Consider the following 24,105-nt stretch of genomic DNA (forward strand, 5'->3'; position numbering starts at 1 on the left):
GCGAATTCGTGTTTCCGCGTCGACATCTCGACCCGGCGCTTGCAGTTCGGCGAGGCTCGGTCATAATCCCGGCCTTTTTGACCGGGGCCGATGATGTTCAAGAATGTACGACTGTATCGATTGGGACGCCCGTTCGGTCTGGACGCCGACACCCTCGAGGCCCGTCTCGACGAGCGCCGCTTTCGGCCCTGCGGTCCGCTGGAAACCGCGACGATGGGCTGGGCGGCGCCGCTCGGCGATGGCTCGACCGCGCTCGTGCATGCGGTCTCGGGATGCTTTCTGATCTGCTCGCGCAAGCAAGAGCGGCTGCTTCCCTCGGCAGCGGTCGCCGAGGCATTGGATGAGCGCGTGAGCGATCTGGAGACGGCGGAGTCCCGCGATGTGGGCCGTGCCGAACGGCGCCGGCTGCGCGAGCAGATCATGGCCGAGATGCTTCCGCGGGCCTTTACCCGCTCACGTCGCACGCTTCTGTATGTCGATACCGAAGCAGGTTGGTTGGTGGTGGACTCCGGGAGCGATCGGCAGGCCGAGGACGTGATCTCGCTGCTGCGCGAGACCATCGAGACCTTGCCGGCGCGCCCCCCCGCGCCGCGCATGGAGCCGCCCAAGGTGATGACCGGCTGGCTGTTGAACGGCGATGCGCCGAGCGATTTCCAGATCGGCGATGCCTGCGAGCTGCGCGATGTCAGCGACACCGCAAGCCTGATCCGCTGTCGCGGACAGGATCTCGGCAGCGAGGAGATCCTGGCCCATCTGCGTGTCGGCAAGCAGGTCTTGAAGCTGGCCCTGAGCTGGGAGGAGCGACTGGATTTCGTTCTGGCCGAGGACATGTCGCTGAAACGCCTGCGCGTCGGAGATGCCCTGCTCAACGAGCTGGACGACGGCGATCTCGAACCCGCAGCGCGCATGGACGCCGAGCTTGCGATCCTCGCACTGCAACTGCGCGAGCTGATCGCCCGGCTGGACGCCATCTTCGGCCTTATCGGCGACGAGGATGCAGTCGGCACGCCGGCGCCGTTGCCGCAGGCCGAACCGGCAACCGCGGCGGTCGCGCTTTCCGGTGCGGAGCCGCCGCCTTGGGTCGAGTGAAGTGAGATCGAGCCCCGCACTCCAGCCGTTAGCGATCAGCTATCAGCTATCAGCTATCAGCTATCAGCCATGAGTCTGCTCAGATCTGAGAGCAGATGGCAGATGGCAGGAGGCAGGCGGCAGGCGGCAGGCGGCAGGCGGCACAACAACCCCCGCTCATGCCGAAATAAGCGCCCTATCCGAACCGCGCTCAGGCTCCGGCGCTGCGGGCGTGCTGCATGAAGAACCGCAGCATTTCGCGGCTGGCGTCGGGTCCGCGCGGCTCGGTATAGGAGCCGTCCGCGCTGCCTCCGGACCAAGCGTGACCGGCACCGTGCAGGACCCACTGCTCCAGCTGCGCCCGTCCTGCATCGTCGGCGTAGACGCTGCGGGTGTAGCGGATTCCCCCGGCCGATTCGCCCTGACTGAGCGTTTTACGTAAACGCGCAACGCCCGGTGTCCCGGCGATGACCTGATCGGCGTTGATCGGGTTGACCGTGGTGTCGAGATCACCGTGAAAGACGATGGTCGGAACCAAGGGTGCCTTGCCGTCCGGCCAGTGGTGCCGATGGCGCGAGGTGTCCGAAGAGGCTCCGCCCTGACGCATCGCGAGGAGCGCGGACGGCATATCGTCGGCGGCCCCGTAGGCCAGCCCGGAGTGCACGCCGATCGCGGCATAGAGGTCCGGGTAGGTGGCCCCCATGATCGCTGCGGCGGCCCCGCCGGCGGAGAGTCCGGCGATGTAGACGCGATCGGGGTCCACTGCGTAATCGCGGATGATCTCGCGGGTGATGCCGGCGATCAGCGCAGGCTCGCCGCGACCGCGATGCTGGTCCTCGGGCCTGAACCAGCTCCAGCATTTGGTGGCGCTGGTCGCCAGGGACTGCGCCGGATAGGCGACCAGGACCAGCTCCTGCTCGGCCAAGGTGTTCATGCCGGTACCGGCCGCGAAGTCGTCGGGAGACTGGGTGCATCCGTGCAGCATCACCACCAGGGGCAGCGGCTGTCCGCGGTAGCCGCTCGGGATGTAGAGTTTGTAGGCGAGGGTGCCTGCAGACGCGGTGTAGCGTCGTTCCTCGAACCGCGCCCCGTCCGGGAGTTCGACCGGCGCGCGGTCGATCGGGAATCCGGTGCTGCGACCGGGCAGAGATCTCCCGAGCCGTTGCCTCATGCGGCCGAGCACGCCGCGCAAGACTTCCGGGTTGTTCGGCGCAGGCGGCTGCATGTCGAGCACGCGCGAGGTGTCCTCGGACGGCGCCGGCTCCGCGTCGCGTACCGACCCGGACGCCGCAGGCGCATCGACCCTCGCGCCGCGCAGCATGGCCATGGCGTCCTGGAGCCGACCTTCGCGGGTCAGGCGGGTGACTTCGGCCATGTCGATCTTGCCCAAATGAGTCATGGGTCGGGTCCTCGAGTCGAGAAATGGGGCGCGGGTGCGCCTTTCTGCCGCGCCGCGTAGTGGTTTCGCCCTCATCGAATGCGGTCGCGCAACGCGGCCTTCACCGCGGACCCGGCCTGGAAGGCGCCGAGCACATGGATCGAGGCGATGGTCTCGCGTGCGAGATCGGGAGGCACGTCCTCGGCGATCACGACGAGGCCGAGCACCTGGATATGGAGAGTCTCGCCCGCCGCCTGCACCCGCTCCAGCTCTTGCCGGTCGTACCGGCGCAGGCCCAGGTCGAGCCGGTGTCTGGCGACCGACTGACGCACCGCCTCGCCGTGACGATCGAGCTGGCTGCGGATCGCGGTGCGGATAAAGTCGGTGCGGTTCGAGTAGAAGCCTTCCTGCACCAACAGATCGACGTGGCCTAGGTCGACGTAACCGAGGTTGATCGTGATCTTCTCGCTGTCGACCGGTTTTCGACGGGTCTCTTGAAGCTCGCCTGACATGTTAACCATCCCTTTACCATCTGTATGGATGGTATTGGGGTGCGGCTGGCGATTGCAAGAACGGGCCTAAGCCAATCCGGCGTCGATACCCCCATCCGAGCGTCGTGCCGGAACACACAAAAAAATCAACTGAATCGCGTCAACTCCGGCCTAGACCGTCCGAGATCATTTTCGTTGTCGTTGTCGTTGTCGTCTTTAGTCGTATCGATGGTCGATTACGACAACGACAACGAACGGTCTCGACACATCTGGCGTGCTAGCCCTCGTAAGCCCGAGCACCCGCTCGAACAACGTGTGTCACTCAAGACGCGGTTTAGAGGCGGTAGAAGCCTCGATACCACTCCACGAACCGCGCCACCCCTTCGCCGACCGGGGTATCCGGGCAGTAGCCCGTGTCGCGCACCAGGTCTGTGACGTCGGCATAGGTGTCCGGGACATCGCCCGGCTGCAGGGGGAGCAGGTTGATCTGCGCCTTGCGACCCAGCGCTTCTTCGAGGAAGGCGATGTAGTCCATCAGCTCGACCGGCTTGTTGTTGCCGATGTTGTAGATGCGGTAGGGCCCCTGACTGGTCGCGGGATCGGGCTGCGCGCCGGACCAGCTCGAATCCCCGGTCGGTACGCGATCCAGGACGCGGACGACGCCTTCCACGATGTCGTCGACGAAGGTGAAGTCGCGACGGTGCTTGCCGTAGTTGAAGACGTCGATCGGCTTGCCGGCAAGGATGGCGCGGGTGAATTTGAAGAGCGCCATATCGGGTCGTCCCCAAGGGCCGTAGACGGTGAAGAATCGCAGGCCGGTGGTCGGGATGCGGTACAGATGGCTGTAGGTGTGGGCCATCAGCTCGTTGGCCTTCTTGCTGGCGGCATAGAGGCTCAAGGGGTGATCGACGTTGTGATGGATCGAGAAGGGCATGGCGGTGTTGGCGCCGTAGACCGAGCTGCTCGAGGCGTAGACCAGGTGCTCGACCCCGACATCCCGACAGCCTTCCAGGATGTGCGCGAAGCCGACCAGGTTGGTGTTGACGTAGGCCATCGGGTTTTCGATGGAGTAGCGCACGCCGGCTTGGGCTGCAAGGTGCACGACCCGGTCCGGGCGGTGCAGGGCGAAGAGCTCGCGCATGCGCGCACCGTCTTCGATGTCGACGCGCTCGTCGCGGAAGCCCTCGAAGGGCAGGGTGCGGGCGAGGCGTGCCTCCTTGAGCGCCACATCGTAGTAGTCGTTCAGATTGTCGATACCGATCACCTCGTCGCCGCGGTCGAGGAGGCGTAAGGACAGGGCCGAGCCGATAAAACCGGCGCTGCCGGTCACCATGACTTTCATGCGTCTACTCCGTCGTGTTGAGCGTCATCCTGCGTGTCGAGTGTCATCCGGCCCAGCCGAGCATCTCGCAGGCGTGGTCGCGGGTACGTGCCGTGATCTTGGTGCCGCCGAGCATGCGGGCGATCTCGTCGACGCGCGCATCCGGATCGAGTGTCTCGATGCGGGTGTAGGTCTGGCCGTCGAGGGTCTCCTTGCGGACCCGAAGCTGTTGATGGGCCTGGGCGGCAACCTGGGGGAGATGGGTCACGCAGAGCACCTGGCGCGCGTCGCCGAGTCGGCGCAGCAGACGCCCGACGATCTCGGCGATCCCGCCGCCGATTCCGACATCGACCTCGTCGAACACCAGCGTCGGGACGCTTCCGCACTCGGCGGTGGCGACCTGAATGCCGAGGCTGATGCGCGAGAGCTCACCGCCCGAGGCGACCTTCGCGAGCGGCTGCAGCGGTTGGCCCGGGTTGGCGCTGACCAGGAAGGCGATGCGCTCCAGTCCGCCCGTGCCCGCGCGCTCGGGCGGCAGTGCCTCGATCTCTACGGCGAAGCGCCCGCCCGCCATGCCGAGCTGCTGCATCGCCTCCGTCACCGTTCGGTTCAGGCGTTCTGCCGCCGCGGCCCGTGCCTCACCGAGCGCGCGCGCTTGGTCGAGAAAGGCGTTCAGCGCGGTGTCGCGTGACGCGCGCAGATCGCCGAGGCGCAGATCGGCTTGCTCGAGCGTCTCCAGCTCGGCCTGGCGCGCGGTCAATGCCTCCGGCAGCTCGACCGGCAGGACGCGGAATTTCCGCGCCAGGTCGTGAAGCTGTGCGATGCGGGTCTCGACCGCTTCGAGGGCGGCCGGATCGACCTCCAGACCGTCGAGATAATGGCGCAGGCTGGCAGCGGCCTCGCCGGCATGGATGGCCGCTGTTTCCAGCAGGTCGCGAGGCTCGACCAAGGCCGGATCGATGGCGGCCAGATCGGCCAGATCGGAGCCGGCCGAGCGTAACTGATCCGAGATCGCCGGCTCGGCATCGGAGAGCATATCGAGGACGCGCGCGGCGGTCTCCTGCAGACGCCCCAGGTGGCTCAGGCGTCGCTGTTCTAGGTCGAGGGTCTCGATCTCCGCGGCGCTCAGTCCCAATGCCGATAGCTCTTCGACCTGAAAGCGCAGCAGATCGAGCCGCTCCGCCCGTTCCTGTCGCGCCGACTCCAGTGCCCCGAGTTGTTGGTCGAGCGCACGGTACTCGCGAAAGGCAACGGCGACCGATCCCGCGAGGACCGCGTGGCCCCCGTAGGCGTCCAAAAGATCGCGCTGGGCATTGGCTCGCAGGAGCGATTGGTGGGCGTGCTGGCCGTGGATGTCGACCAAGAGATCGCCGAGGTCGCGCAGTTGGGTGCCGGTGGCGGGACGGCCGTTGACATAGGCGCGCGAGCGTCCGTCGCGCACGATCAGGCGGCGCACCAGACAGTCGCCGTCCTCGTCGAGATCCTGCGCGGCGAGCCAAGCGCGCGCACCGGGGACCGCCGCCAGGTCGAACCCGGCGACGATCTCGGCGCGCTCGCAGCCGGCGCGGATCATGGCGGCGTCCGCCTTATCGCCGAGGGCAAGGCCCAAGGCGTCGATCATGATCGACTTGCCCGCGCCGGTTTCGCCGGTGAGCGCCGTCATGCCCGAGGCGCAGTCGAGCTCAAGCGAGCTGACGATGGCCAGGTCTTTGACAAGGATGTGTGTCAACATCGGGAAAGGTCCGACGGCAGCCCTAGGGAACGGGAATGCCTTTGCCACGGTGGTCGTTGTCGTTGTCGTTGTCGCAATCGTAATCGACAACGACAACGACAACGACAAGGATTGGATTCGGTGCTCAACGTCTTGCTGAAACGTTGCTAAGTCACGAGGGGGGGCATGTGGCCGCCCCAGCCGAGTTTCGCCCGCAGGATCTGGTAGTGATCGTGGCCCCGCGGGTGGAGCAGATGGGCGAAATGCGGATGTCGAACCACCTCGATCGTTGCGCGCGGGGGCAGCTGCAGGTCCGCCTGTCCGTCGCAGGTCACCTGCACATGGCCTTGATCGAGTCCGCGCACCCTGACCTCGATCCGCCGATCGCCCGGGACGACCAGCGGCCGGTTGCTCAGATCGTGCGGGCAGATCGGCACCAACAAGAGCGCATCCAGGGCCGGGTCGACCAGCGGGCCGCCTCCCGAGAGTGCATAGGCCGTCGATCCGGTCGGCGTGGCGATAATCAAGCCATCCGAGCGTTGGGCCGAGACGAAGACGCCGTTGATGTCCATCTCGAGCTCGATCATACGGGCCGTATTCCATTTGTGGATGACGACATCGTTCAGGGCCGAGTAGCTGCGCTCGAGACCGTCCTCGGCGATCACGCGCACCGACAACATGGCGCGGCGGTCCGATTGGTATTCGCCGGCGAGGATCGGGTCGAGTGCGGACTCGATGTCTTGCGGCGAGACATCGACCAGGAACCCGAGTCGCCCCAGGTTGATCCCCACCAGAGGGACGCCGTAGGCGGCCATCATACGCGCGGCGTGAAGGAGGGTCCCGTCGCCGCCGACCACGATCACCAGATCGCATCCGGCGCCGAGCTGCGCGACCGGGACCGCTGCCCCGACCTCCGCACCGAGCAGGTGGGCGCTCTCCGCATCGAGTCGCACATGCAGGCGCCGCGAACGCAGGTAAGTGACGAGATGAAGCAAGGTCCCGACCACCTTCTCCGGGTCGCCTTGTTTCGCGATGATGCCGACGGTGTTGAATTGCGGCATGAGGTCTGTCAGAGGCTGGGATCCGGAAGCGCTTACAACGCCTAAAGCTAGCATGGGCGGGGGATGGCGCCAATAGGCGCGCCGAGCAGCCTTGACAGGCTTGGCCCGAATCCCTAAATTGCGGTGTTAGCACTCTGTCGAGGTGAGTGCTAAATCGCGTCCGGTCGGTTCGAACGCGCTCCGACGACGTCGCTCGTTGCGGTCGGAATCCATATCATCGCCGGTTTCATGGCAGACGCACCTTGTCAATCGAGACACGTAATACCGAGGGCCAGGTCAGCGATCGTGCGCTCCATTTCCTGAAGGCGCTCGTGGAGCGTTACATTCGGGAGGGTCAGCCCGTGGGCTCGCGGACCTTGGCGAAAGACACCGGGTTGGATCTGAGTCCGGCCACGGTGCGCAATGTCATGGCGGATCTCGAGGACCTGGGTCTCGTGGTCTCGCCGCACACCTCCGCGGGACGGGTTCCGACGGTGGCGGGATATCGGCTGTTCGTCGACACGCTGCTGACCGTGCGTCCGCCGTCCGAGGACGACATCGCCAGTCTGCGCACCCGCTTCGATGTGCGCTCGGACGCCAAATCGCTCGTCGAGATGGCCTCGACACTCTTGTCGGGCATCACGCACCTGGCCGGTGTCGTCATGCTGCCGCGACACGAGCGCAATGTGTTTCGCCAAATCGAGCTGTTACCCTTGTCGGGGACACGGGTGCTGGCGATCCTCGTGACCAGCGAGGGCGAGGTTCACAACCGCATCATCGCCACCGAGCGCCGTTTCACGGCGTCGCAGCTGGAGCAGGCATCGAATTATCTCAACGAGATCTTCACCGGCCAGGACATCAAAGACGTGCGCAAGCGTCTCGTCGAAGATCTCAAGAACACGCACTTGAACATGGATCAGCTCATGATGCGCGCGGTCATGCTGGCCCACGAGGTGATCGAGTCGGCCGAGCGCAAGGACGACTGCTTCATTGCAGGTCAGACCAATCTTATGGAGTTCGGCGAGCTGGCCAGCATGGAGCGGCTCAGACAGCTGTTCGAAGCCTTCAACGAGAAGCGCGAGATTTTGCACATTCTCGACCGGTGCATCGCCGCCGACGGGGTCCAGATCTTTATCGGCGAGGAGTCGGGTTATTCGCTGCTCGGCGACTGCAGTGTCGTGACCCAGACCTACCGGGTGGACGACGAGGTCGTCGGGGTGCTGGGCGTGATCGGCCCGACGCGCATGGACTACGAGCGCGTCATCCCGATCGTGGACGTCACCGCGCGACTGCTGGCGGCGGCGCTCAGACAATAGTGTTTGGTTTTTGGGGTCGGCTGTGCGGCCGAGTCGCCGACATCGAGGCGCGGCGCGACGGCGGACCGGGATACTGGAGATCGTAATGAGTACGGAATCAGCAAAACAGACCGAATCGAACGCGTCGATGGCGGACGAGGAGGCCCTTCTCGAGGATGCCTCGGCATCCCGTTCGGGAGAAGCCGAAGACGATCGCGCGAGTGCTGCGCCGACGCCCGAGGAGCTCCAGTCGGAGCTGATCGCCGCGCGCGCCGAGTCGGAATCGCTCCGCGATCAGGCGCTGCGGGTTCGTGCCGAGATGGAGAACCTCAGGCGGCGCCATACCATCGAGCTGGAGAAGGCGCATAAATACGCGCTCGACAGCTTTGTCCGCGAGCTCCTGCAGGTGCGCGACAGCCTTGAGCTGGGACACGATGCAGCGCTGGCGGACGGGGCGGATATCGCCAAACTGCGCGAAGGCACGGAGCTGACGCTGAAGCTGCTCGGCGACGTGATGGATCGTTTCGGCGTGGTCTCGGTGGATCCGATCGAGCAACCCTTCGACCCGGAGTTTCATCAAGCGATGACGATGCAGCCGCGCTCGGATCTGCCGCCGAACACCGTCGTGGCGGTCATGCAGAAAGGCTACACGCTCAACGGACGCTTGGTGCGCCCGGCGCTGGTCATGGTCTCTCAACAGGCATCCTGATCTCGGCTTGAACGATCGGGGATTTTCCCCAACCTCCGAGGCAACTTAGAGGTCGTTCGGCCACACAAGACACATTTTTGGAGAATATGCTCATGGGAAAAATCATCGGTATCGACCTCGGGACGACCAACTCCTGCGTCGCCGTGATGGAAGGCGACAACGTGAAGGTCATCGAGAACGCCGAAGGCGATCGCACCACGCCGTCGATCGTCGCCTACACGGGTGACGGGGAGGTCCTGGTCGGACAGTCCGCCAAGCGCCAATCGGTCACCAACCCGGCCAATACCCTGTTCGCGATCAAGCGACTGATCGGACGTCGCTACGAGGACAATGTCGTCAGCAAAGACAAGGACATGGTCGCCTACAAGATCGTCAAGGCCGACAACGGTGACGCCTGGGTCGAGGTCAACGGCAAGAAGATGGCCCCGCCGGAGATCTCCGCGAAGGTCCTTCAGAAGATGAAGAAGACCGCCGAGGATTATCTGGGCCACGCGGTCACCGAGGCCGTCATCACGGTCCCGGCCTACTTCAACGACTCGCAGCGCCAGGCGACCAAGGACGCGGGGCGGATCGCCGGTCTCGAGGTCAAGCGCATCATCAACGAGCCGACCGCGGCGGCGCTCGCCTACGGAATGGACAAGAAGCGCGGCGATCAGAAGATCGCGGTCTACGATCTGGGCGGCGGCACCTTCGACGTGTCCATCATCGAGATCGCCGAGATCGAGGGCGAGCATCAGTTCGAGGTGCTCTCGACCAACGGGGATACCTTCCTCGGCGGCGAAGACTTCGACATGCGCATCATCGACTTCCTGGTGGCCGAGTTCAAAAAGAGCCAGGCGGTGGATCTGCGCAACGACCCGCTGGCCCTGCAGCGCCTGAAGGAGGCCGCCGAGAAGGCCAAGATCGAGCTCTCCACGAGCCAGCAGACCGACATCAATCTGCCCTACATCACGGCGGATCAGACCGGGCCGAAGCATCTCAACGTCAAGCTCACGCGCGCCAAGCTCGAGTCGCTGGTCGAAGAGCTGGTCGACCGCACCATCGAGCCCTGCCGGATCGCGTTGAAGGACGCGGGCCTCACGGCGGGCGAGGTCGACGAGGTGATCCTGGTCGGCGGCCAGACCCGCATGCCCAAGGTCCAGGCCAAGGTCGAGGAGTTCTTCGGCAAGACGCCGCGCCGCGACGTGAACCCGGACGAGGCCGTCGCCATCGGTGCGGCCATCCAGGGCGGTGTGCTCGGCGGCCAGGTCAAGGACGTGCTGCTCCTCGACGTCACCCCGCTGTCGCTCGGCATCGAGACCCTCGGCGGCGTCATGACCAAGCTGATCGAGAAGAACACCACCATCCCGACCTCGGCCCAGCAGGTCTTCTCGACCGCCGACGACAATCAGAACGCGGTGACCGTGCATGTCCTGCAGGGCGAGCGCGAGCGGGCGATCCACAACAAGTCGCTGGGTCGGTTCGATCTCAGCGACATCCCGTCTGCACCGCGCGGCGTGCCGCAGATCGAGGTCAAGTTCGACATCGACGCCAACGGTATCCTCAACGTCTCGGCCAAAGACAAGGCGACCGGCAAGGAGCAGTCGATCATCATCAAGGCGTCTTCCGGTCTGTCGGACGCCGAGATCGCGCAGATGGTCAAGGATGCCGAGGCCCATGCCGAGGAAGACCGCCAGTTCCACGCGCTGGTGGCCGCGCGCAACCATGCCGATACGATGATTCATTCGGCGCGCAAGTCCATGGAGCAGCTCGGCGAGAAGATGGAGTCCGGCGAGAAGGACTCGATCGAGTCCGCGATCAAGGAGCTCGAGGAGGTTATGAAGGGCGAGGACAAGGACCGTATCGAGTCGCTGACCAAGACCCTCGGCGACGCCTCCGCGAAGATGGCGGAACGGCTCTATGCGCAGAGCAGTGCCGGTCCCGGCGCTGGCCCGACCGGTGCCGGCGAGCCCGAGGGTTCGGCCGGTCCGGCGCGTGACGACGTGGTCGACGCCGAGTTCGAAGAGGTCAAAGACGACAAGAAGTAAGTCAAGCGGCCGGACAGCTCGAAACCATCCCCCGGACGGGATCATGTTCCGATGGGTGCTCGGTGGTTTTCAGATGCAATTCGGCCCTGTCACCGGTCACGCTGTAGTGCCCTTGATGCGGCATCGACGCATCGAGGGCACAGGCGCTGTTTCCGAGTCGGCTCGGCTTCGCATGAATCGACCGATCTCCATCGCTGGCGTGGTCTGAAATCGTCATGTTTTTCGATCGAAACCGCGTCACGCACAACGACCTCTCGTGTCTCGAGAGGTCGTTCCCGGGACACCATCGGTCATGACTCTGGACGCGGTTTAGGATTCAATGGCAAAACGCGATTATTACGAGGTCTTGGGCGTCGCGCGCAACGCGAGCGAGGCCGATCTCAAGAAGGCATTCCGTCGCCTGGCGATGAAGTATCACCCGGACCGCAACAGCGGGGATGCGGATACCGAGGCAAAGTTCAAAGAGGCCAAGCTGGCTTACGATGTCCTGAGCGATCCGAAGAAACGCTCGGCCTACGATCAGTTCGGCCATGCCGGCGTGGATGCCGGCGCGGGCGGATTCGGCGGTCCGGGCGGGGATAGCGGGGCCTTCTCCGATATCTTCGGGGACGTCTTCGGGGACATCTTCGGCGGGCGCTCGGGCGCTCGACGCACCCAGCGCGGGGTGGATCTGCGCTACGACATGTCGCTCAGTCTCGAAGACGCGGTCAGCGGCAAGGAGGTCAAGTTCCGTATCCCGGTTCAGGTGGACTGTCAGTTCTGCGGCGGTACCGGGGCCAAGCCGGGCACCAAACCCAAGACCTGCTCGACCTGCGGCGGAAGCGGTCAGGTGCGGATGCAGCAGGGCTTCTTCTCCATCCAGCAGACCTGTCCGACCTGTCGCGGGACGGGCAGCGTGATCGAGGAGGCATGCAGCCATTGTCGGGGTCGGGGCCGGATCCAAGAGGAAAAGACCCTCTCGGTACGCGTTCCGGCCGGCGTGGACACGGGCGACCGGATTCGCCTCGCGGGCGAAGGCGAGCGCGGCGAGTACGGCGGGCCGCCCGGCGATCTCTATGTCCAGATCCAGGTCAAGGCGCACCCGATCTTCACCCGCGAGGACAGTCATCTGCACTGCGAGGTGCCGATCGGTTTCGTGACCGCCGCACTCGGCGGCGAGCTCGAGGTCCCGACGCTCGACGGTAAGGTGATGCTCAAGATCCCGGCCGGCACCCAGACGGGCAAGATGTTCCGTGTGCGCGGCAAGGGCGTCAAACCGGTCCGCGGTGGTGTGATCGGCGATCTCATCTGTCGCGTGACGGTCGAGACGCCGGTGAATCTCACCGAGCGCCAAAAGGAGCTGCTGCGCGAGTTCGAGACGAGCATGACGGAGGGCGGATCGCGGCACAGTCCGCAGTCGCATTCTTGGCTCGACAGCGTGAAGAGCTTTATCGACAAGATCGGCCTCTGACGCTGAACCGCGTCCGGCGCTTCCTTGACCAGGACGAGTCCGGTGTCGGTCGTTTTCGCATCGATCGGCGTTGGAGTCGACGCGGTTCAGGAATTTTTTTCGGGGGGCCATGCCCCGAGAGTTTCCGGGTCCGACCACTAACCACTAACCACTAACCACTAACCACTAACCACTAACCACTAACCACTAACCACTCGCCAAAGGAGCTACGATGCAGAAGATCAGGATCGCCGTGGCCGGGGCGGGCGGGCGTATGGGCCGCACGCTGGTGCAGGCGGTGAACGAGGCCGAAGGGCTTGTCTTGGGTGCGGCGACCGAGCGGGCGGGTAGCTCGTTGCTCGGGGCGGATGCCGGCGAGCTTGCGGGGGTCGGGCGCTTGGACGTGTCGGTGGCGTCGGATCTGGCCGAGTGTCTGGACGAATTCGATGTCTTGATCGACTTCACCTCGCCTACGGCGACGCTCGCACATCTCGAGATCTGCCGCGCCGCCGGCAAGTGCATGGTGATTGGAACGACCGGGCTCGACCAGGCGCAACGCGACATGATCGCTGCGGCCGGTCGGGAGATCGGCATCGTCTTTGCGCCCAACATGAGCGTCGGTGTGAATCTCTGCTTCAAGTTGCTCGACATCGCCGCGCGTGTGCTCGGCGACGAGGTCGACATCGAGATTATCGAGGCGCACCACCGTCACAAGGTCGATGCGCCGTCCGGGACCGCGTTGGGAATGGGGGAGGTGATCGCCTCGGCCTTGGGACGGGATCTCGACGAGGTTGCCGTCTACGGGCGCGAAGGGCAGACCGGACCGCGCGAGCGCCGCACCATCGGATTCGAGACCATCCGGGCCGGGGACATCGTCGGCGAGCACAGCGTTTGGTTTGTCGCCGACGGCGAGCGGGTCGAGATCGCCCATAAGGCATCGAGCCGGATGAACTTTGCGCGTGGCGCCGTCCGGGCCTCGAGCTGGATCGCCGGGCGTGGTCCAGGGATGTTCGACATGCAGGACGTCCTCGGGCTGCGGGGATGATGAGGTGATTTTCGGGATAGGGGCTCGATCATCGTTTCGGCCCCATCGGCAGTGTCCAGGTCGCCGACCGCGACCGCCCGGGTACGCCGACTTCAGTCGGCCCACCGAGCACGCCCGCACGGCGGACTGAAGTCCGTCTCCCCGGGGGCCGACTGAAGTCGGCGTACCCGGGTGTGGGGCCGAAGTCTTGCGTCCGGTTGGGAATCCAAGAGGCATGGACGAGAGGATGACTAACGCCTCGTTGTCGTCATCGGATTCCGGACGAACACGACAACGACAACGAAAAAGTTCGGCGACGCTTTGATCAAGTCTGACGGCATCAAGGACTCGATGCCTTCCAGGCACTCGCTGTCGGGATGACGATTCCCGGAAATCACCTAAGTACACTCCGCTTCGGAGGCTTCGCGGATGTCCCCTTACACACGAACCGACGCCGTGACACGGCGATTGATGGCGGTCATCGCCATCGCAGCGATCATCCTGTCGTTGCCGCTGCGTGCCGCGGACCCGCAGGACACCGCCCGGGCGTTGATCACCGGTGTCTCGGCCGAATCCGTCGGCTCCGAGGCGCCGCACTACAGCACCCAAGTCCAACCCATCTTCGATCGCCGCTGCATCGCCTGTCATGGCTGTCTGGGCTCACCCTGCAACGTCAAGCTGGATTCCTTCCGCGGGGTCGATCGCGGCGGCTTCGGCGAGAACCCCTATTCGACGCGTTTGACCGCGGATCCGCGCACCGATATGGACGCCGCCGATTCCACGGCCGAATGGCGCGAGCGTGGTTTCTATCCCGTCCTGGCGCGTACCGGGTCGACGCAGACCAATCTCGACGACTCCATCCTCTACCGGATGATCGACGCCGGCATGCGGCACAACGGCCCGGGCTTCTCGCGCGCGTCCGTCGACCCGTTTCGGCTGCAACGCTTCGCGGCGACCTGTCCGTCGACGGCCGATGCGCTTGCGGCCAGGCTGCAGGAGCACCCCGGTCTGGGGATGCCCTTCGGTCTGCCGGCGCTTGCCGAGGAGGATTTCGCGATCTTGCGGGACTGGATCGCGCAGGGCTCGCCCGGTCCGACCGAGGCGGAGGAGGCCCAAGCGCAACAGGTCGCCAACCCGACGGCCGTCGCCGCCTGGGAGGCCTTCTTCAACGGATCGGATCCGCGCCAGGCGCTCGTGAGTCGCTTTATCTTCGAGCACGTCTTCCTGGCCACCATCGTTCTGGAGGACAGCCCCGGAGATCGCTTCCGCTTGGTACGCTCCCGTACCCCGCCGGCGCGGGTCGCGGACGACGGCGAAGGCGGCCGCCAGGTCGAGAGCGCGCCGATCGATCTCATCTCCACCGCACTGCCGTACGGCGATCCCGGCGCGGAACGCTTCTGGTACAGGCTGGAAAAACTCACCGCAGCACCGGTGCAGAAGAGCCTCTTCGTCTGGTACCTCGCCCCGACGGAGATCGCGCACCTGAGCGATCTCTTCCTGTCGCCGGATTGGGCCGCCGATGCGGATCTGGATCCGCCTTGGGACGTCGGCAATCCTTTTCGTGTCTTTGCGGCGATCCCGGCCGAGTCCCGCTACCGCTTCCTGCTCGAGAATGCCGAGGTCATCATCGGCGGGATCACCTACGGACCCGTCTGCAACGGACAGACCGCGACCTATGCCGTCAAGGATCAGTTCTGGGTCTTCTTCCTGGACCCGGCGCACGATGTCTCGGTGCAGGACCCGAGCCTGGGTCTCGACGGTTGGGATCTCTTCATGGACCGCTCGCTCGTCGGCAATGCCGAGTATCTGGATGCCTACGCCAAGACCCGGGCTCGGCTCGAACCGGACGGCTGGTCTCTCGACGCGATCTGGGACGGCGACGGCGAGAACCGCAACGCCTGGCTGACCGTGCTGCGTCACGAGACCAACGTCTCGGTGCTCCAGGGCGCGCAGGGAGGCATGCCGCAGACCTTCTGGCTGATGGGCTACAGCGGGTTGGAGCGTCTCTACTACGACACCGTGGCCAGCTTCGAATACTGGGCCGGCGACGGACCGAAGCTCGAGACCCTGCTCTTCTTCAACATGCTGCGGCAGGAGTTCGAGGACGGTTTCCTCGGGCTGCTGCCGCGCGAGGAGCGCGAGCGGATCCGTCATCAATGGACGCGCGGTATCGGCTCCGTGGCCCTGAGCCTGATCCCGTTCGAGACCGCGGACCAGCCGACCCGGGTCGACGTTCGTGGGCCGGATCCTCTCCGCGACCTGGTCGAGCAGATCGCGCACCGCCTCGGGCCGCGCATCAGCGGCCTGCCGGATCGGCTGAACCCGCGGGTCAAGCCCGAGGTCGCCGTCGATGCCCCGATCAAGGACTTCGAGGACTGGGAGGCCGCTGTCTCCATGCTGACGGCGGTCCAAGGTCAGCGCTTTGTCCCCGAGTTGCCGAGTGTTCTGGTGTTGAGACTGAATCGTTCCGAGGGTCCGCCGCAGGATCGGCATCGGGTCTATTCGTTGGTGGCGAACCGGGTCTACAAGTCCCAGTACACGCTCATGTTTCAAAACGGACAAGCACTCCCGGAGGAGGACACTCTGAGTGTCTATCCGACCCTGGTCAACGGCTTCCCGAATCTCTTCATCGATCTGGACCTCGCCGATGCGCGCCGTTTCCTCACGGATCTGCGTGCCGTTCAAGGCAAAGACGACTGGAATCGGTTCGCGTCGCGCTATGGGATCCTGCGCGACAGCGCGCGGTTCTGGCCCTTCTACGATTGGATCAATCGCTGGAATGTCGAGCACCGCGGCGATGCCGCCGGTTGGCTCGACCTGAGCTATTACGACGCGCCCGAGACCTGACCGGACGCCGATGCGCATCCGGATGGGTCGAGCCTCTGGTGTGCCGAGCGGCATGCCCCCACTCTGGTGTCATGCAAAGACAAAGCCGTATTCAAGCCCATCAACAAGCCTGCTCGATCCTCGGCTGGTGTGCCCCCTGCAAGCCTCGCCGGGGACAACCTCGCAGGAGCCGCACATCCGCGCTCGCGGTGGCGCCGCGGCGGGATTCAGCGCGATGGCGGCGCCTGCTGGCCGTCTCCTGCCTCCTGTTCACGGTTGCGGTTGCCGGTTGTGCCACGGCACCCGAGACCGGCCGACGCCAGGTCCTGCTGATCGACAGCGCGCAAGAGGCCCAGCTGGGGCTTCAGGCTTTTCAGAAGATCAAGCAAGACACGCCTGTCTCGCGAGACCGACAGGCCAATGCCCAGCTCCAATCCGTCGGCAGGCGCATTGCGAGCGTTGTGAACATCCCGCATGCGCAGTGGGAGTTCGTGCTGTTCGAGTCCGACGAGCCCAATGCCTTCGCGCTGCCCGGCGGCAAGATCGGCATCAACACCGGCATCTTGCCGATCACGCAGACCGAGGCTGGACTCGCCACCGTCATCGCACACGAGATCGCGCATGTGACGGCCCGCCACGGGGCCGAGCGGATGTCTCAGGACATGCTCGTGCAGGTCGGCGGCTCGGCGCTGTCTGCCGCACTCGGCAGCCGATCGCCGGTTACCCGTGATCTGGCCTTGCAGGCCTACGGCATCGGCACGGAGGTCGGTGTCATGCTCCCCTATTCACGCACCCAGGAGTACGAGGCCGACCGGGTCGGGCTGCTCTATATGGCCCGAGCCGGCTTCGATCCGACCGAGGCGGTCGGGTTCTGGGAGCGCTTTCAGGCCAAAAATCGGGGCAGCGGGACCCGCACGCCGGAGTTCCTGAGCACGCACCCGCTCGACGATGCGCGCATCGCCCAGATCCAGCGGTTCCTCCCGCAGGCGATCGCCGAATATGAAGCCGCGCGGCGTTGATGCGCGCATGAAGCCACTTTTGGTCCTGATCAGCCTGTTGGTCCTGCTCGCGGGTCTCGCCTCGCTCTGGACCCTCGGATCTCGGGGGCCTGAATCGATGCCTACGCCTTCGTTGGACGCCCTGCTTGATCTCGATCTCGATCTCGGCGCGGAGGGTTTTGCCGAGGTTGTCGAGGACAGGCCATTGCGCTTCCCGGAGGATCATGGCGCCCATCCCGAGTATCGGGGGGAGCTGTGGAATCTGTTCGGACAGCTGACCGACGCCGAGGGTGGACGCTACGCCTTCCAGCTCGGCATCACACGTCTCGGCCTCGCTGCAAATCCGCCGCCACGTGCATCCGCCTGGGCGGCCAACGCCGTCTACCGCGGTCGACTCACGCTCGTTCGGGCCGACGAGCCCGGGGTGCGCTCCGCCGAGCGGTTGACGCGAGCTGCTTCGGGACTCGCCGGAGCCGACGTGCAACCCATGTCGGTCTGGATCGAGGACTGGTTTCTGTCGGTCTCCGACGGCGAACCGAATCGGCCACGGATGCATCTGGTCGCAGGCGGCGAGGGGCCGGCCCTGACCTTGGATCTGATTGCGGGCAAGTCACCCCTCCCATTTGCCGATTTGGGCTTGTTGGGCGGTGACATCGGCGAGATCGGACTTCAGGCGTACCTCCTCCCGCGCATGGCAGCCGTCGGCACACTCATCCTGGACAGTCAGTCCCGGTCGGTGGAGGGGCAGGTCTGGCTCGATCATGCTTGGGGGACGCTTCCGAGGAGCGGGGGGCAGGTTGGCCTGAATCGATTCTCGATCCAGCTCGATCAAGACCGCGAGCTGCTCTGTCTCCAACTGCGTCGCGAAGACGGCACGGGCACCCCCATCCCCGCCTGCGCCCTAATCCTCGCCGACGGTCAGGTGCAGAGTTTTCGGCGCCGCGAGATCCGGCTCGAGCCGTTCGAGCGCTGGCTTAGCCCCCGCACCGGGGCACGTTACCCGGTGGCCTGGCGGTTGGGCATCCCCATCCTGGATCTGGAGCTGGAACTCGTCCCGCGCACTCGGGATCAAGAGGCCGACGACGCGGTCCGACTCTGGAGCGGCGCCGTGCAGGCCGTCGGTCGTTTGGGCGGCGACGCCATCGCCGGGCACGGGCGGATCGAGACCACGGCCGAGGTGGCCGGGCCGGCCGGGATCTGATCGCGTCACCCTCTTAACCGCGTCCCGAGCGAGATGCTCACTTTCGAGTGAGTTCGACGTTTGGTCCATCCACGGGCCTTAGCGGGGATGCGGTTTAGAATTTTATATTTTTTAATACCTTAAACCGCGCCGGCTCCGACAATGATCGGAGTCGGCGCGGCCAATCCAATCCAACAAACGACGCATACCGCAGCAGGGCGCGGTTTAAATCCAACCGGATCATTATGGTGTTCACTATCCCTTTTATACCCAATGCGCACCCTGGTTTTGGCTTACAGGTCGCGCAGTCACTGTTCAAAAAACGGTTTCCAGCCACTCACCACTCGCCACTCGCCACTCGCCCTGATAGGTTCCTTCACGTCCCTCTGATCCTGCTGACGCTGTCCTTGGTCGCCTGCGATCGAGGTCCGACCGAGAAGGACGGTGTTTTCAAGGCCGAGGTCGGGGAGATCCCGGCATCGCCCCAGCGTCCGGGCGATCCCGACACGGGTTACGATGCGCTCCTCAACCGCTCGGTCGTCACCTGCGGTCTACCTTACAGTGCCTATCTCAAGACCCGGGGTGCCGCGCAGGATGCGGGTCCGCAGTTCCCGGGCCGCACGGGACGCAACGCCGAGCTTCCCTACATGTTGACCTCCCATGTGGCGGCTTCCGGTGTCGAGATCGTGACCTCGAACTGTCTGGCTTGTCATGCGTCGACCTTCAACGGCGAGCTGGTCATGGGTCTGGGGAACGAATTTCTCGATCTCACTGAGGATCCCTTGGTCGGGATCGAGGCCGCCGCCGCGCTGGTCGCGGACGGACCCGAAGCGACGGAGTGGCGGCGCTGGGCCGATCGGGTCGGTGCCATTGCCGACTACATGATGACGGACACCGTCGGCGTGAACTCGGCCAACAACCTCACGCTGGCCCTGATGGCACACCGCGACCCGGAGACGCTGGCCTGGTCCGACACCCCGCTGATCGAGCCGCCGCCGCAGACACCGCTCCCGGTGAGCGTGCCGCCTTGGTGGAACGTCGGCAAAAAGCACGCGATGTTCTACAACGGCGAAGGGCGCGGCGACCATGTCCGCTACATGATCCTCGCCTCGACCACCTGCACCGATTCGGTGGAGGAGGCCGCCGAGATCGACGCCTGGTTCGTCGACGTGCGTGCCTATCTGGCAACCCTGAAGCCGCCCGAGTATCCCTTCGCCATCGATCGGGCGCTCGCCGAACGCGGTGCCGCGGTCTTCGAGAAGACCTGCAAGGAGTGTCACGGGACCTACGGCGAGACGCCGACCTATCCGAACCGCGTCATCGCGCTCGGTAAGGTCAAGACCGATCCCGAGCTCGCGCGCAATGGCTTCAGCGATGCCGACCGCTTTCTGAAGTGGTTCGGAAGCTCCTTCTACGGCGAGCTGTCGCAGGCCGCGCCTGCGCTGGGCTATGTCGCACCGCCGCTGGACGGGGTCTGGGCGACCGCGCCCTATCTGCACAACGGCTCGGTGCCGACGATTGCAGCCCTGCTCGACAGCCGCTCGCGCCCGACCTTCTGGCGGTTCGATCGGGAAGGCGATGAACGGCCCGTCTATGATGAGGTCAGCCTCGGCTGGACCTATCGGGCGTTGGACACCGGCAAGGCCGGTGCCATGAGCTGGGAAGAGCGCAACCACATCTACGACACGAGCCTTCCCGGCTACGGCAATCAGGGCCACGTGTTCGGCGACGATCTGACTGACCCCGAGCGTCTGGCCCTGCTCGAATATCTCAAGACCCTTTAAACCGCGCCCGGCGCGGTATGCGGTGTTTTTGGATGAGGTCGGCCCCCGAGGACTTGACTGCCGTTGGAGTTGGCGCGGTTTCGACCATCGGAAAACCTTCGAGACATCATAAAAGAGGACAACCCACATGATTCGAACGACAAGCATCCCCGTCATCCTGGCTGCCGCACTCCTGACCGCCCCGGTGCCGATCCTTGCCGGCGACGACGAGCATGATCTCGGGCTCGTGACCTGGATGGGGCGCCTCCAGTACTACACACACAAGCTCGGTCTCGCCGTCGATGCCGGAAACAAGCCGCTGGCCGCCTACTACATCCACGAGGTGGAAGAGGTCATCGAGAAGATCGAAGACATCGACGATGCCGACGGTGTCCCCATCGGCAAGCTCGTCAAAGAGATCCTTGTGCCGAGCTTCGAGAGCCTCGAGACGTCTTTTGAATCGGGCGACGAGGCGCGTGTCGATGCCGATTACAACGGGCTGCTCGGTGCCTGCAACCAGTGCCACGAGAAAGCCAACCGCCCCTATCTCATCGTCGAGCGACGGCACGACAACCCGTACATGCAGCGCTTCAAACCGAGCAAGCCGGCGGTCTCGTCCGCGTCCGAGTGAGCCTTGACCCGTCGCCGTCTCCGGCTTCGGGTGGCGGTGATGCAGCGCAGGAAGGGGGAGGTCGGACGCGGGTCGAGCGAATCGACGATCAAAAAGCGCTTGCACTCTCGGCCTTTCCCCTGTAATCTTGTCGACTCAGTTGCGGGGTGGAGCAGTCAGGCAGCTCGTCGGGCTCATAACCCGAAGGTCGTAGGTTCAAATCCTGCCCCCGCTACCAAATAGAAAAAGGGCTTACGGTTAACCGCCGCAAGCCCTTTTTTTTGCTCGCGAATCCTCTATGCCACCGGCTGTGGGGTCGATAAGATCGGTCCGTGGATGAGCGAGCGACCCCCCGGGAAGTGCGGCGAAGAGTGCCGACGACCAAAGAAAGAGAAATCCATCCGTGAACATGCAGGCGCACGAAGAGCTGAAAGGAAAGATCTGGGAGATCGCGAATCGGCTCAGGGGGCCGTATCGGCCGCCGCAATATCGCCTGGTCATGCTCCCGATGGTTGTTCTACGCCGGCTCGATTGCGTCCTGGAGCCTACGAAGGATGCCGTTCTGCAGCAGCGCGCCGTGCTGGAGGCGCAGCAGATGCCCACGGCGGCCATGGATCGGCTGCTCGGCAAGGCCGCCGATCCGAACCGCAAACACCCGCTCTACAACACCAGTCCCTACACCTTCGCCCGCCTGCTCGGCGACTCCGAGAACATCGCCCCGAACCTGGTCTCCTACATCAACGGTTGCTCGCCGACCGCGCGGAGCATCTTCGAGCGCTTCAAGTTCGCCGACCAGATCGAGAAGCTGGACGCCAGCAACCGCCTCTTCACCATCGTCAAGGCGATGGCCGAGATCGATCTTCACCCAAATCGGATCAACAACCTCCAGATGGGCTACCTGTTCGAGCATCTGGTGATGCGTTTCAACGAGCAGGCCAACGAGGAGGCCGGGGATCACTTCACCCCGCGCGAGGTCATCCGCCTCATGGCGAACCTCATCTACACCGGCGAGCAGGACGTCTACAAACCCGGCATCTACCGCACCATCTACGATCCAGCCTGCGGGACCGGCGGCATGCTCTCCGAGTCGGAGAAGCTGATCCTCGACCAGAACAAACGCGCGCAGCTTGCACTCTACGGCCAGGAATACAACGACGAGTCCTGGGCCATCTGCTGCTCGGATATGCTCATCAAGGACGAGGACACGGCCAACATCGTGCTCGGCGACACCCTCGGCGACGGCAAAACCCGAGACGGCTTCGAGGGCAGGCGTTTCCACTACCTTCTGGCCAACCCGCCCTTCGGCGTCGAGTGGAAGGACCAAAAAGACTCCGTCGAGCGCGAGCATAAAACCCTGGGCTTCTCGGGCCGCTTCGGTGCCGGGCTGCCGGCCATCAACGACGGCTCGCTGCTGTTCCTTCAGCACATGATCTCCAAGATGCATCCCTTTGCTGCGGGGGACGAGGACCGGGTGGGCTCCAAGATTGCGGTTGTCTTCAACGGCTCGCCGCTTTTCTCCGGGGATGCCGGATCGGGGCCGTCCAACATCCGCCGCTGGATCATCGAAAACGACTGGCTCGACGCCATCGTCGCGCTGCCGGACCAGCTCTTTTACAACACCGGCATCTTCACCTACGTCTGGCTGGTGACCAACCGCAAGCCAACCGAGCGGCGCGGCAAGGTGCAGCTCATCGACGGCACCCGCTTCTTCCGGAAGATGAAGAAGAGCCTCAACAACAAGCGCAACGAGATTACCGAGGAGCAGATCCGCCATCTGACCCGCGTCTATGGCAACTACCAGGACGGGGAGACGGCCGAGGTGCCGATCAACGGCGACACGGAGACCCGCGTCATCTCCCGCATCTTCGACAACCGGGAATTCGGCTTCCTCAAGGTCACGGTTGAGCGCCCCTTGCGGATGAATTTCGAGGCCAGCGCAGAGCGCATTGCGAAGCTCGACTACCAAACCGCCTTCGCCAATCTGGCGACCTCGAAGAAGCGCAAGCACACCGCGGCGGTTGAACGCGAGATCCTAGAGGGGCAGGGGCTTCAGGACGTAATCCGCGAAATGCTGACGACGCTGGAAGGCAAGGGGCGGTACATAGACCGCGCCGCGTTCGGGGCCGACCTGACGCAGGCCGCGAAGGACGCGGGAATCAAGCTCCCGGCGCCGATCAAGAAGGCCATCTTTTCCGCTCTCGGCGAGCGCGATCCGGACGCCGAGATCTGCCGAGACACCAATGGTCAACCTGAGCCCGACAGCGAGCTACGCGACACCGAAAACATCCCGCTCCCGCCCGGCACCGCGCTGCCCCTACCGATGGACTTCGGCCCGGACAAGCCCAACGATCGGCTGGTCGCAGCCTTCCGAGCCGAGATCGACGCCTACATCGCGCGCGAGGTACTGCCTCATGTGCCAGATGCCTGGGTGGATTACGACAAGACCAAGGTCGGCTACGAGATCCCGATCAATCGGCATTTCTATGTTTACAAGCCGCCGCGCCCGCTGGACGAGATCGAGGCCGACATCAGCCAACTGGAAGGGGAAATCGCCGAGCTGCTGAATGGACTCATCGCATGAGTGAGCAACAGGAAAACCATCCCGGTGGCGGCCTGCTGATCTACCGCGCGGGCGAGGGCGCGGCGCCCATTCGCGTTTTGCTCGAAGGCGAAACCGTCTGGCTGACCCAGCGCCTGATCGCTGAGCTTTACGGCACCTCGGTTCCCAACATAAACCAACATATAACAACCATTTACGAAGAGGAAGAGCTGCGGCCGGAGGCAACTCTTAAGAAATACTTAATTGTTCAAACCGAAGGCAAGCGGCAAGTCAAGCGCCTCGTCGACCACTACAACCTGGAGATGATCATCTCCGTCGGCTACCGCGTGCGCTCGACCCGCGGCACTCAGTTCCGGCAGTGGGCTACCGCACGCCTCAGCGAGTACCTAGTCAAGGGCTTCACGCTCGATGATGAGCGGCTCAAAGGCACGGCGAGCCCGGTGGACTATTTCGATGAGCTTCTTGCGCGTATCCGCGACATCCGCGCCAGCGAAGCCCGGGTCTACCAGCGTATCCGCGACATCTTCGCCCTCGCGAGCGATTACCGCGATGGCGAGCGCGAAACCCAGCTCTTCTTCGCCACCGTACAAAACAAGAGGCTCTCCCGGATCTCAGGGAACGCCAAGTTTAGTAAAATCAGTGTTCTACGCAGCCAATCTTGGTAAACTTCCATTC

General features: G+C 64.4%; 18 protein-coding genes and 1 tRNA gene. 14 read left to right on the forward strand and 5 right to left on the reverse strand.

Annotated elements, in window-relative coordinates; genetic code table 11:
- Positions 1–93 precede the first annotated feature (93 nt).
- The gene (locus BDD21_RS16880) at positions 94–1,089 is read left to right on the forward strand and encodes a recombination-associated protein RdgC (protein WP_120799981.1); all 996 of its coding nucleotides are present in this window, start codon (positions 94–96) and stop codon (positions 1,087–1,089) included.
- A gap of 190 nt (positions 1,090–1,279) precedes the next feature.
- Here the strand turns inward: BDD21_RS16880 and BDD21_RS16885 are convergent, their stop codons facing one another.
- From BDD21_RS16885 to BDD21_RS16905, 5 genes are all read right to left on the reverse strand, one after another.
- Entirely contained in the window at positions 1,280–2,467 is a 1,188-nt protein-coding gene (locus BDD21_RS16885; protein WP_120798135.1) for an extracellular catalytic domain type 1 short-chain-length polyhydroxyalkanoate depolymerase, read from the reverse strand.
- A gap of 71 nt (positions 2,468–2,538) precedes the next feature.
- Positions 2,539–2,958 carry a CopG family transcriptional regulator gene (locus BDD21_RS16890; RefSeq protein ID WP_245969656.1) on the reverse strand — a complete coding sequence of 140 codons (420 nt, stop codon included), beginning with the start codon at positions 2,956–2,958 and terminating at the stop codon, positions 2,539–2,541.
- A 313-nt stretch (positions 2,959–3,271) separates the two neighbouring features.
- Positions 3,272–4,279, reverse strand: a complete 1,008-nt coding sequence (locus BDD21_RS16895; RefSeq protein ID WP_120798137.1) for an NAD-dependent epimerase — start codon at positions 4,277–4,279, stop codon at positions 3,272–3,274.
- A 43-nt stretch (positions 4,280–4,322) separates the two neighbouring features.
- Positions 4,323–5,990, reverse strand: a complete 1,668-nt coding sequence (recN, locus tag BDD21_RS16900) for a DNA repair protein RecN (RefSeq protein WP_120798138.1) — start codon at positions 5,988–5,990, stop codon at positions 4,323–4,325.
- 146 nt (positions 5,991–6,136) lie between these two features.
- Positions 6,137–7,030, reverse strand: coding sequence for an NAD(+) kinase (locus tag BDD21_RS16905; protein WP_120798139.1), 894 nt, complete (start codon positions 7,028–7,030; stop codon positions 6,137–6,139).
- Between the two features lie 242 nt (positions 7,031–7,272).
- Here BDD21_RS16905 and hrcA point away from each other — a divergent pair, with 242 nt between their 5' ends.
- The 13 genes from hrcA (at position 7,273) to rhuM (ending at position 24,095) form a co-directional block, all read left to right on the forward strand.
- Positions 7,273–8,325 (forward strand): heat-inducible transcriptional repressor HrcA, encoded by a 1,053-nt coding sequence (gene hrcA, locus BDD21_RS16910; RefSeq protein WP_120798140.1) that lies wholly within the window; start codon positions 7,273–7,275, stop codon positions 8,323–8,325.
- 85 nt (positions 8,326–8,410) lie between these two features.
- Positions 8,411–9,013: a nucleotide exchange factor GrpE gene (grpE, locus tag BDD21_RS16915; protein WP_120798141.1), complete on the forward strand. Its 603-nt coding sequence runs from the start codon at positions 8,411–8,413 to the stop codon at positions 9,011–9,013.
- Between the two features lie 92 nt (positions 9,014–9,105).
- On the forward strand, positions 9,106–11,040 hold the full coding sequence (dnaK, locus tag BDD21_RS16920) for a molecular chaperone DnaK (RefSeq protein ID WP_120798142.1): 1,935 nt from the start codon (positions 9,106–9,108) through the stop codon (positions 11,038–11,040).
- 319 nt (positions 11,041–11,359) lie between these two features.
- Positions 11,360–12,490, forward strand: coding sequence for a molecular chaperone DnaJ (dnaJ, locus tag BDD21_RS16925; protein ID WP_120798143.1), 1,131 nt, complete (start codon positions 11,360–11,362; stop codon positions 12,488–12,490).
- A gap of 211 nt (positions 12,491–12,701) precedes the next feature.
- Positions 12,702–13,514, forward strand: a complete 813-nt coding sequence (gene dapB, locus BDD21_RS16930) for a 4-hydroxy-tetrahydrodipicolinate reductase (RefSeq protein WP_120798144.1) — start codon at positions 12,702–12,704, stop codon at positions 13,512–13,514.
- A 408-nt stretch (positions 13,515–13,922) separates the two neighbouring features.
- Positions 13,923–16,340, forward strand: a complete 2,418-nt coding sequence (locus BDD21_RS16935; RefSeq protein WP_120798145.1) for a fatty acid cis/trans isomerase — start codon at positions 13,923–13,925, stop codon at positions 16,338–16,340.
- A 188-nt stretch (positions 16,341–16,528) separates the two neighbouring features.
- Positions 16,529–17,338 (forward strand): M48 family metallopeptidase, encoded by an 810-nt coding sequence (locus BDD21_RS16940; protein WP_245969657.1) that lies wholly within the window; start codon positions 16,529–16,531, stop codon positions 17,336–17,338.
- Between the two features lie 7 nt (positions 17,339–17,345).
- Positions 17,346–18,518 carry a lipocalin-like domain-containing protein gene (locus tag BDD21_RS16945; protein WP_170164793.1) on the forward strand — a complete coding sequence of 391 codons (1,173 nt, stop codon included), beginning with the start codon at positions 17,346–17,348 and terminating at the stop codon, positions 18,516–18,518.
- A 386-nt stretch (positions 18,519–18,904) separates the two neighbouring features.
- Complete coding sequence (locus tag BDD21_RS16950) at positions 18,905–20,281, forward strand: c-type cytochrome (protein WP_245969658.1); 1,377 nt, start codon at positions 18,905–18,907, stop codon at positions 20,279–20,281.
- 127 nt (positions 20,282–20,408) lie between these two features.
- Positions 20,409–20,891, forward strand: coding sequence for a hypothetical protein (locus BDD21_RS16955; RefSeq protein WP_120798147.1), 483 nt, complete (start codon positions 20,409–20,411; stop codon positions 20,889–20,891).
- Between the two features lie 140 nt (positions 20,892–21,031).
- Positions 21,032–21,108: transfer RNA gene (locus BDD21_RS16960), tRNA-Met, on the forward strand.
- A 165-nt stretch (positions 21,109–21,273) separates the two neighbouring features.
- A complete protein-coding gene (locus BDD21_RS16965) occupies positions 21,274–23,451 on the forward strand; it encodes a type I restriction-modification system subunit M (protein WP_120798148.1) in 2,178 nt (725 codons plus the stop codon).
- Positions 23,448–24,095 (forward strand): RhuM family protein, encoded by a 648-nt coding sequence (rhuM, locus tag BDD21_RS16970; protein WP_120798149.1) that lies wholly within the window; start codon positions 23,448–23,450, stop codon positions 24,093–24,095. Before BDD21_RS16965 ends, rhuM begins: the two co-directional genes overlap by 4 nt.
- The last annotated feature ends 10 nt before the right edge of the window (positions 24,096–24,105 follow it).

The organism is Thiocapsa rosea (assembly GCF_003634315.1).
Classification (GTDB): domain Bacteria; phylum Pseudomonadota; class Gammaproteobacteria; order Chromatiales; family Chromatiaceae; genus Thiocapsa; species Thiocapsa rosea.

What these genes read in the sequence shown, in the direction of transcription:
- BDD21_RS16890 (WP_245969656.1), bottom strand. Translation starts at nt 2,958, where the DNA reads ATGTCAGGCGAGCTTCAAGAGACCCGTCGAAAACCGGTCGACAGCGAG.
- rhuM (WP_120798149.1), top strand. Translation starts at nt 23,448, where the DNA reads ATGAGTGAGCAACAGGAAAACCATCCCGGTGGCGGCCTGCTGATCTAC.
- BDD21_RS16905 (WP_120798139.1), bottom strand. Translation starts at nt 7,030, where the DNA reads ATGCCGCAATTCAACACCGTCGGCATCATCGCGAAACAAGGCGACCCG.
- recN (WP_120798138.1), bottom strand. Translation starts at nt 5,990, where the DNA reads ATGTTGACACACATCCTTGTCAAAGACCTGGCCATCGTCAGCTCGCTT.
- BDD21_RS16885 (WP_120798135.1), bottom strand. Translation starts at nt 2,467, where the DNA reads ATGACTCATTTGGGCAAGATCGACATGGCCGAAGTCACCCGCCTGACC.
- dapB (WP_120798144.1), top strand. Translation starts at nt 12,702, where the DNA reads ATGCAGAAGATCAGGATCGCCGTGGCCGGGGCGGGCGGGCGTATGGGC.
- BDD21_RS16880 (WP_120799981.1), top strand. Translation starts at nt 94, where the DNA reads ATGTTCAAGAATGTACGACTGTATCGATTGGGACGCCCGTTCGGTCTG.
- dnaJ (WP_120798143.1), top strand. Translation starts at nt 11,360, where the DNA reads ATGGCAAAACGCGATTATTACGAGGTCTTGGGCGTCGCGCGCAACGCG.
- dnaK (WP_120798142.1), top strand. Translation starts at nt 9,106, where the DNA reads ATGGGAAAAATCATCGGTATCGACCTCGGGACGACCAACTCCTGCGTC.
- BDD21_RS16945 (WP_170164793.1), top strand. Translation starts at nt 17,346, where the DNA reads ATGAAGCCACTTTTGGTCCTGATCAGCCTGTTGGTCCTGCTCGCGGGT.
- BDD21_RS16935 (WP_120798145.1), top strand. Translation starts at nt 13,923, where the DNA reads ATGTCCCCTTACACACGAACCGACGCCGTGACACGGCGATTGATGGCG.
- grpE (WP_120798141.1), top strand. Translation starts at nt 8,411, where the DNA reads ATGAGTACGGAATCAGCAAAACAGACCGAATCGAACGCGTCGATGGCG.
- BDD21_RS16955 (WP_120798147.1), top strand. Translation starts at nt 20,409, where the DNA reads ATGATTCGAACGACAAGCATCCCCGTCATCCTGGCTGCCGCACTCCTG.
- BDD21_RS16895 (WP_120798137.1), bottom strand. Translation starts at nt 4,279, where the DNA reads ATGAAAGTCATGGTGACCGGCAGCGCCGGTTTTATCGGCTCGGCCCTG.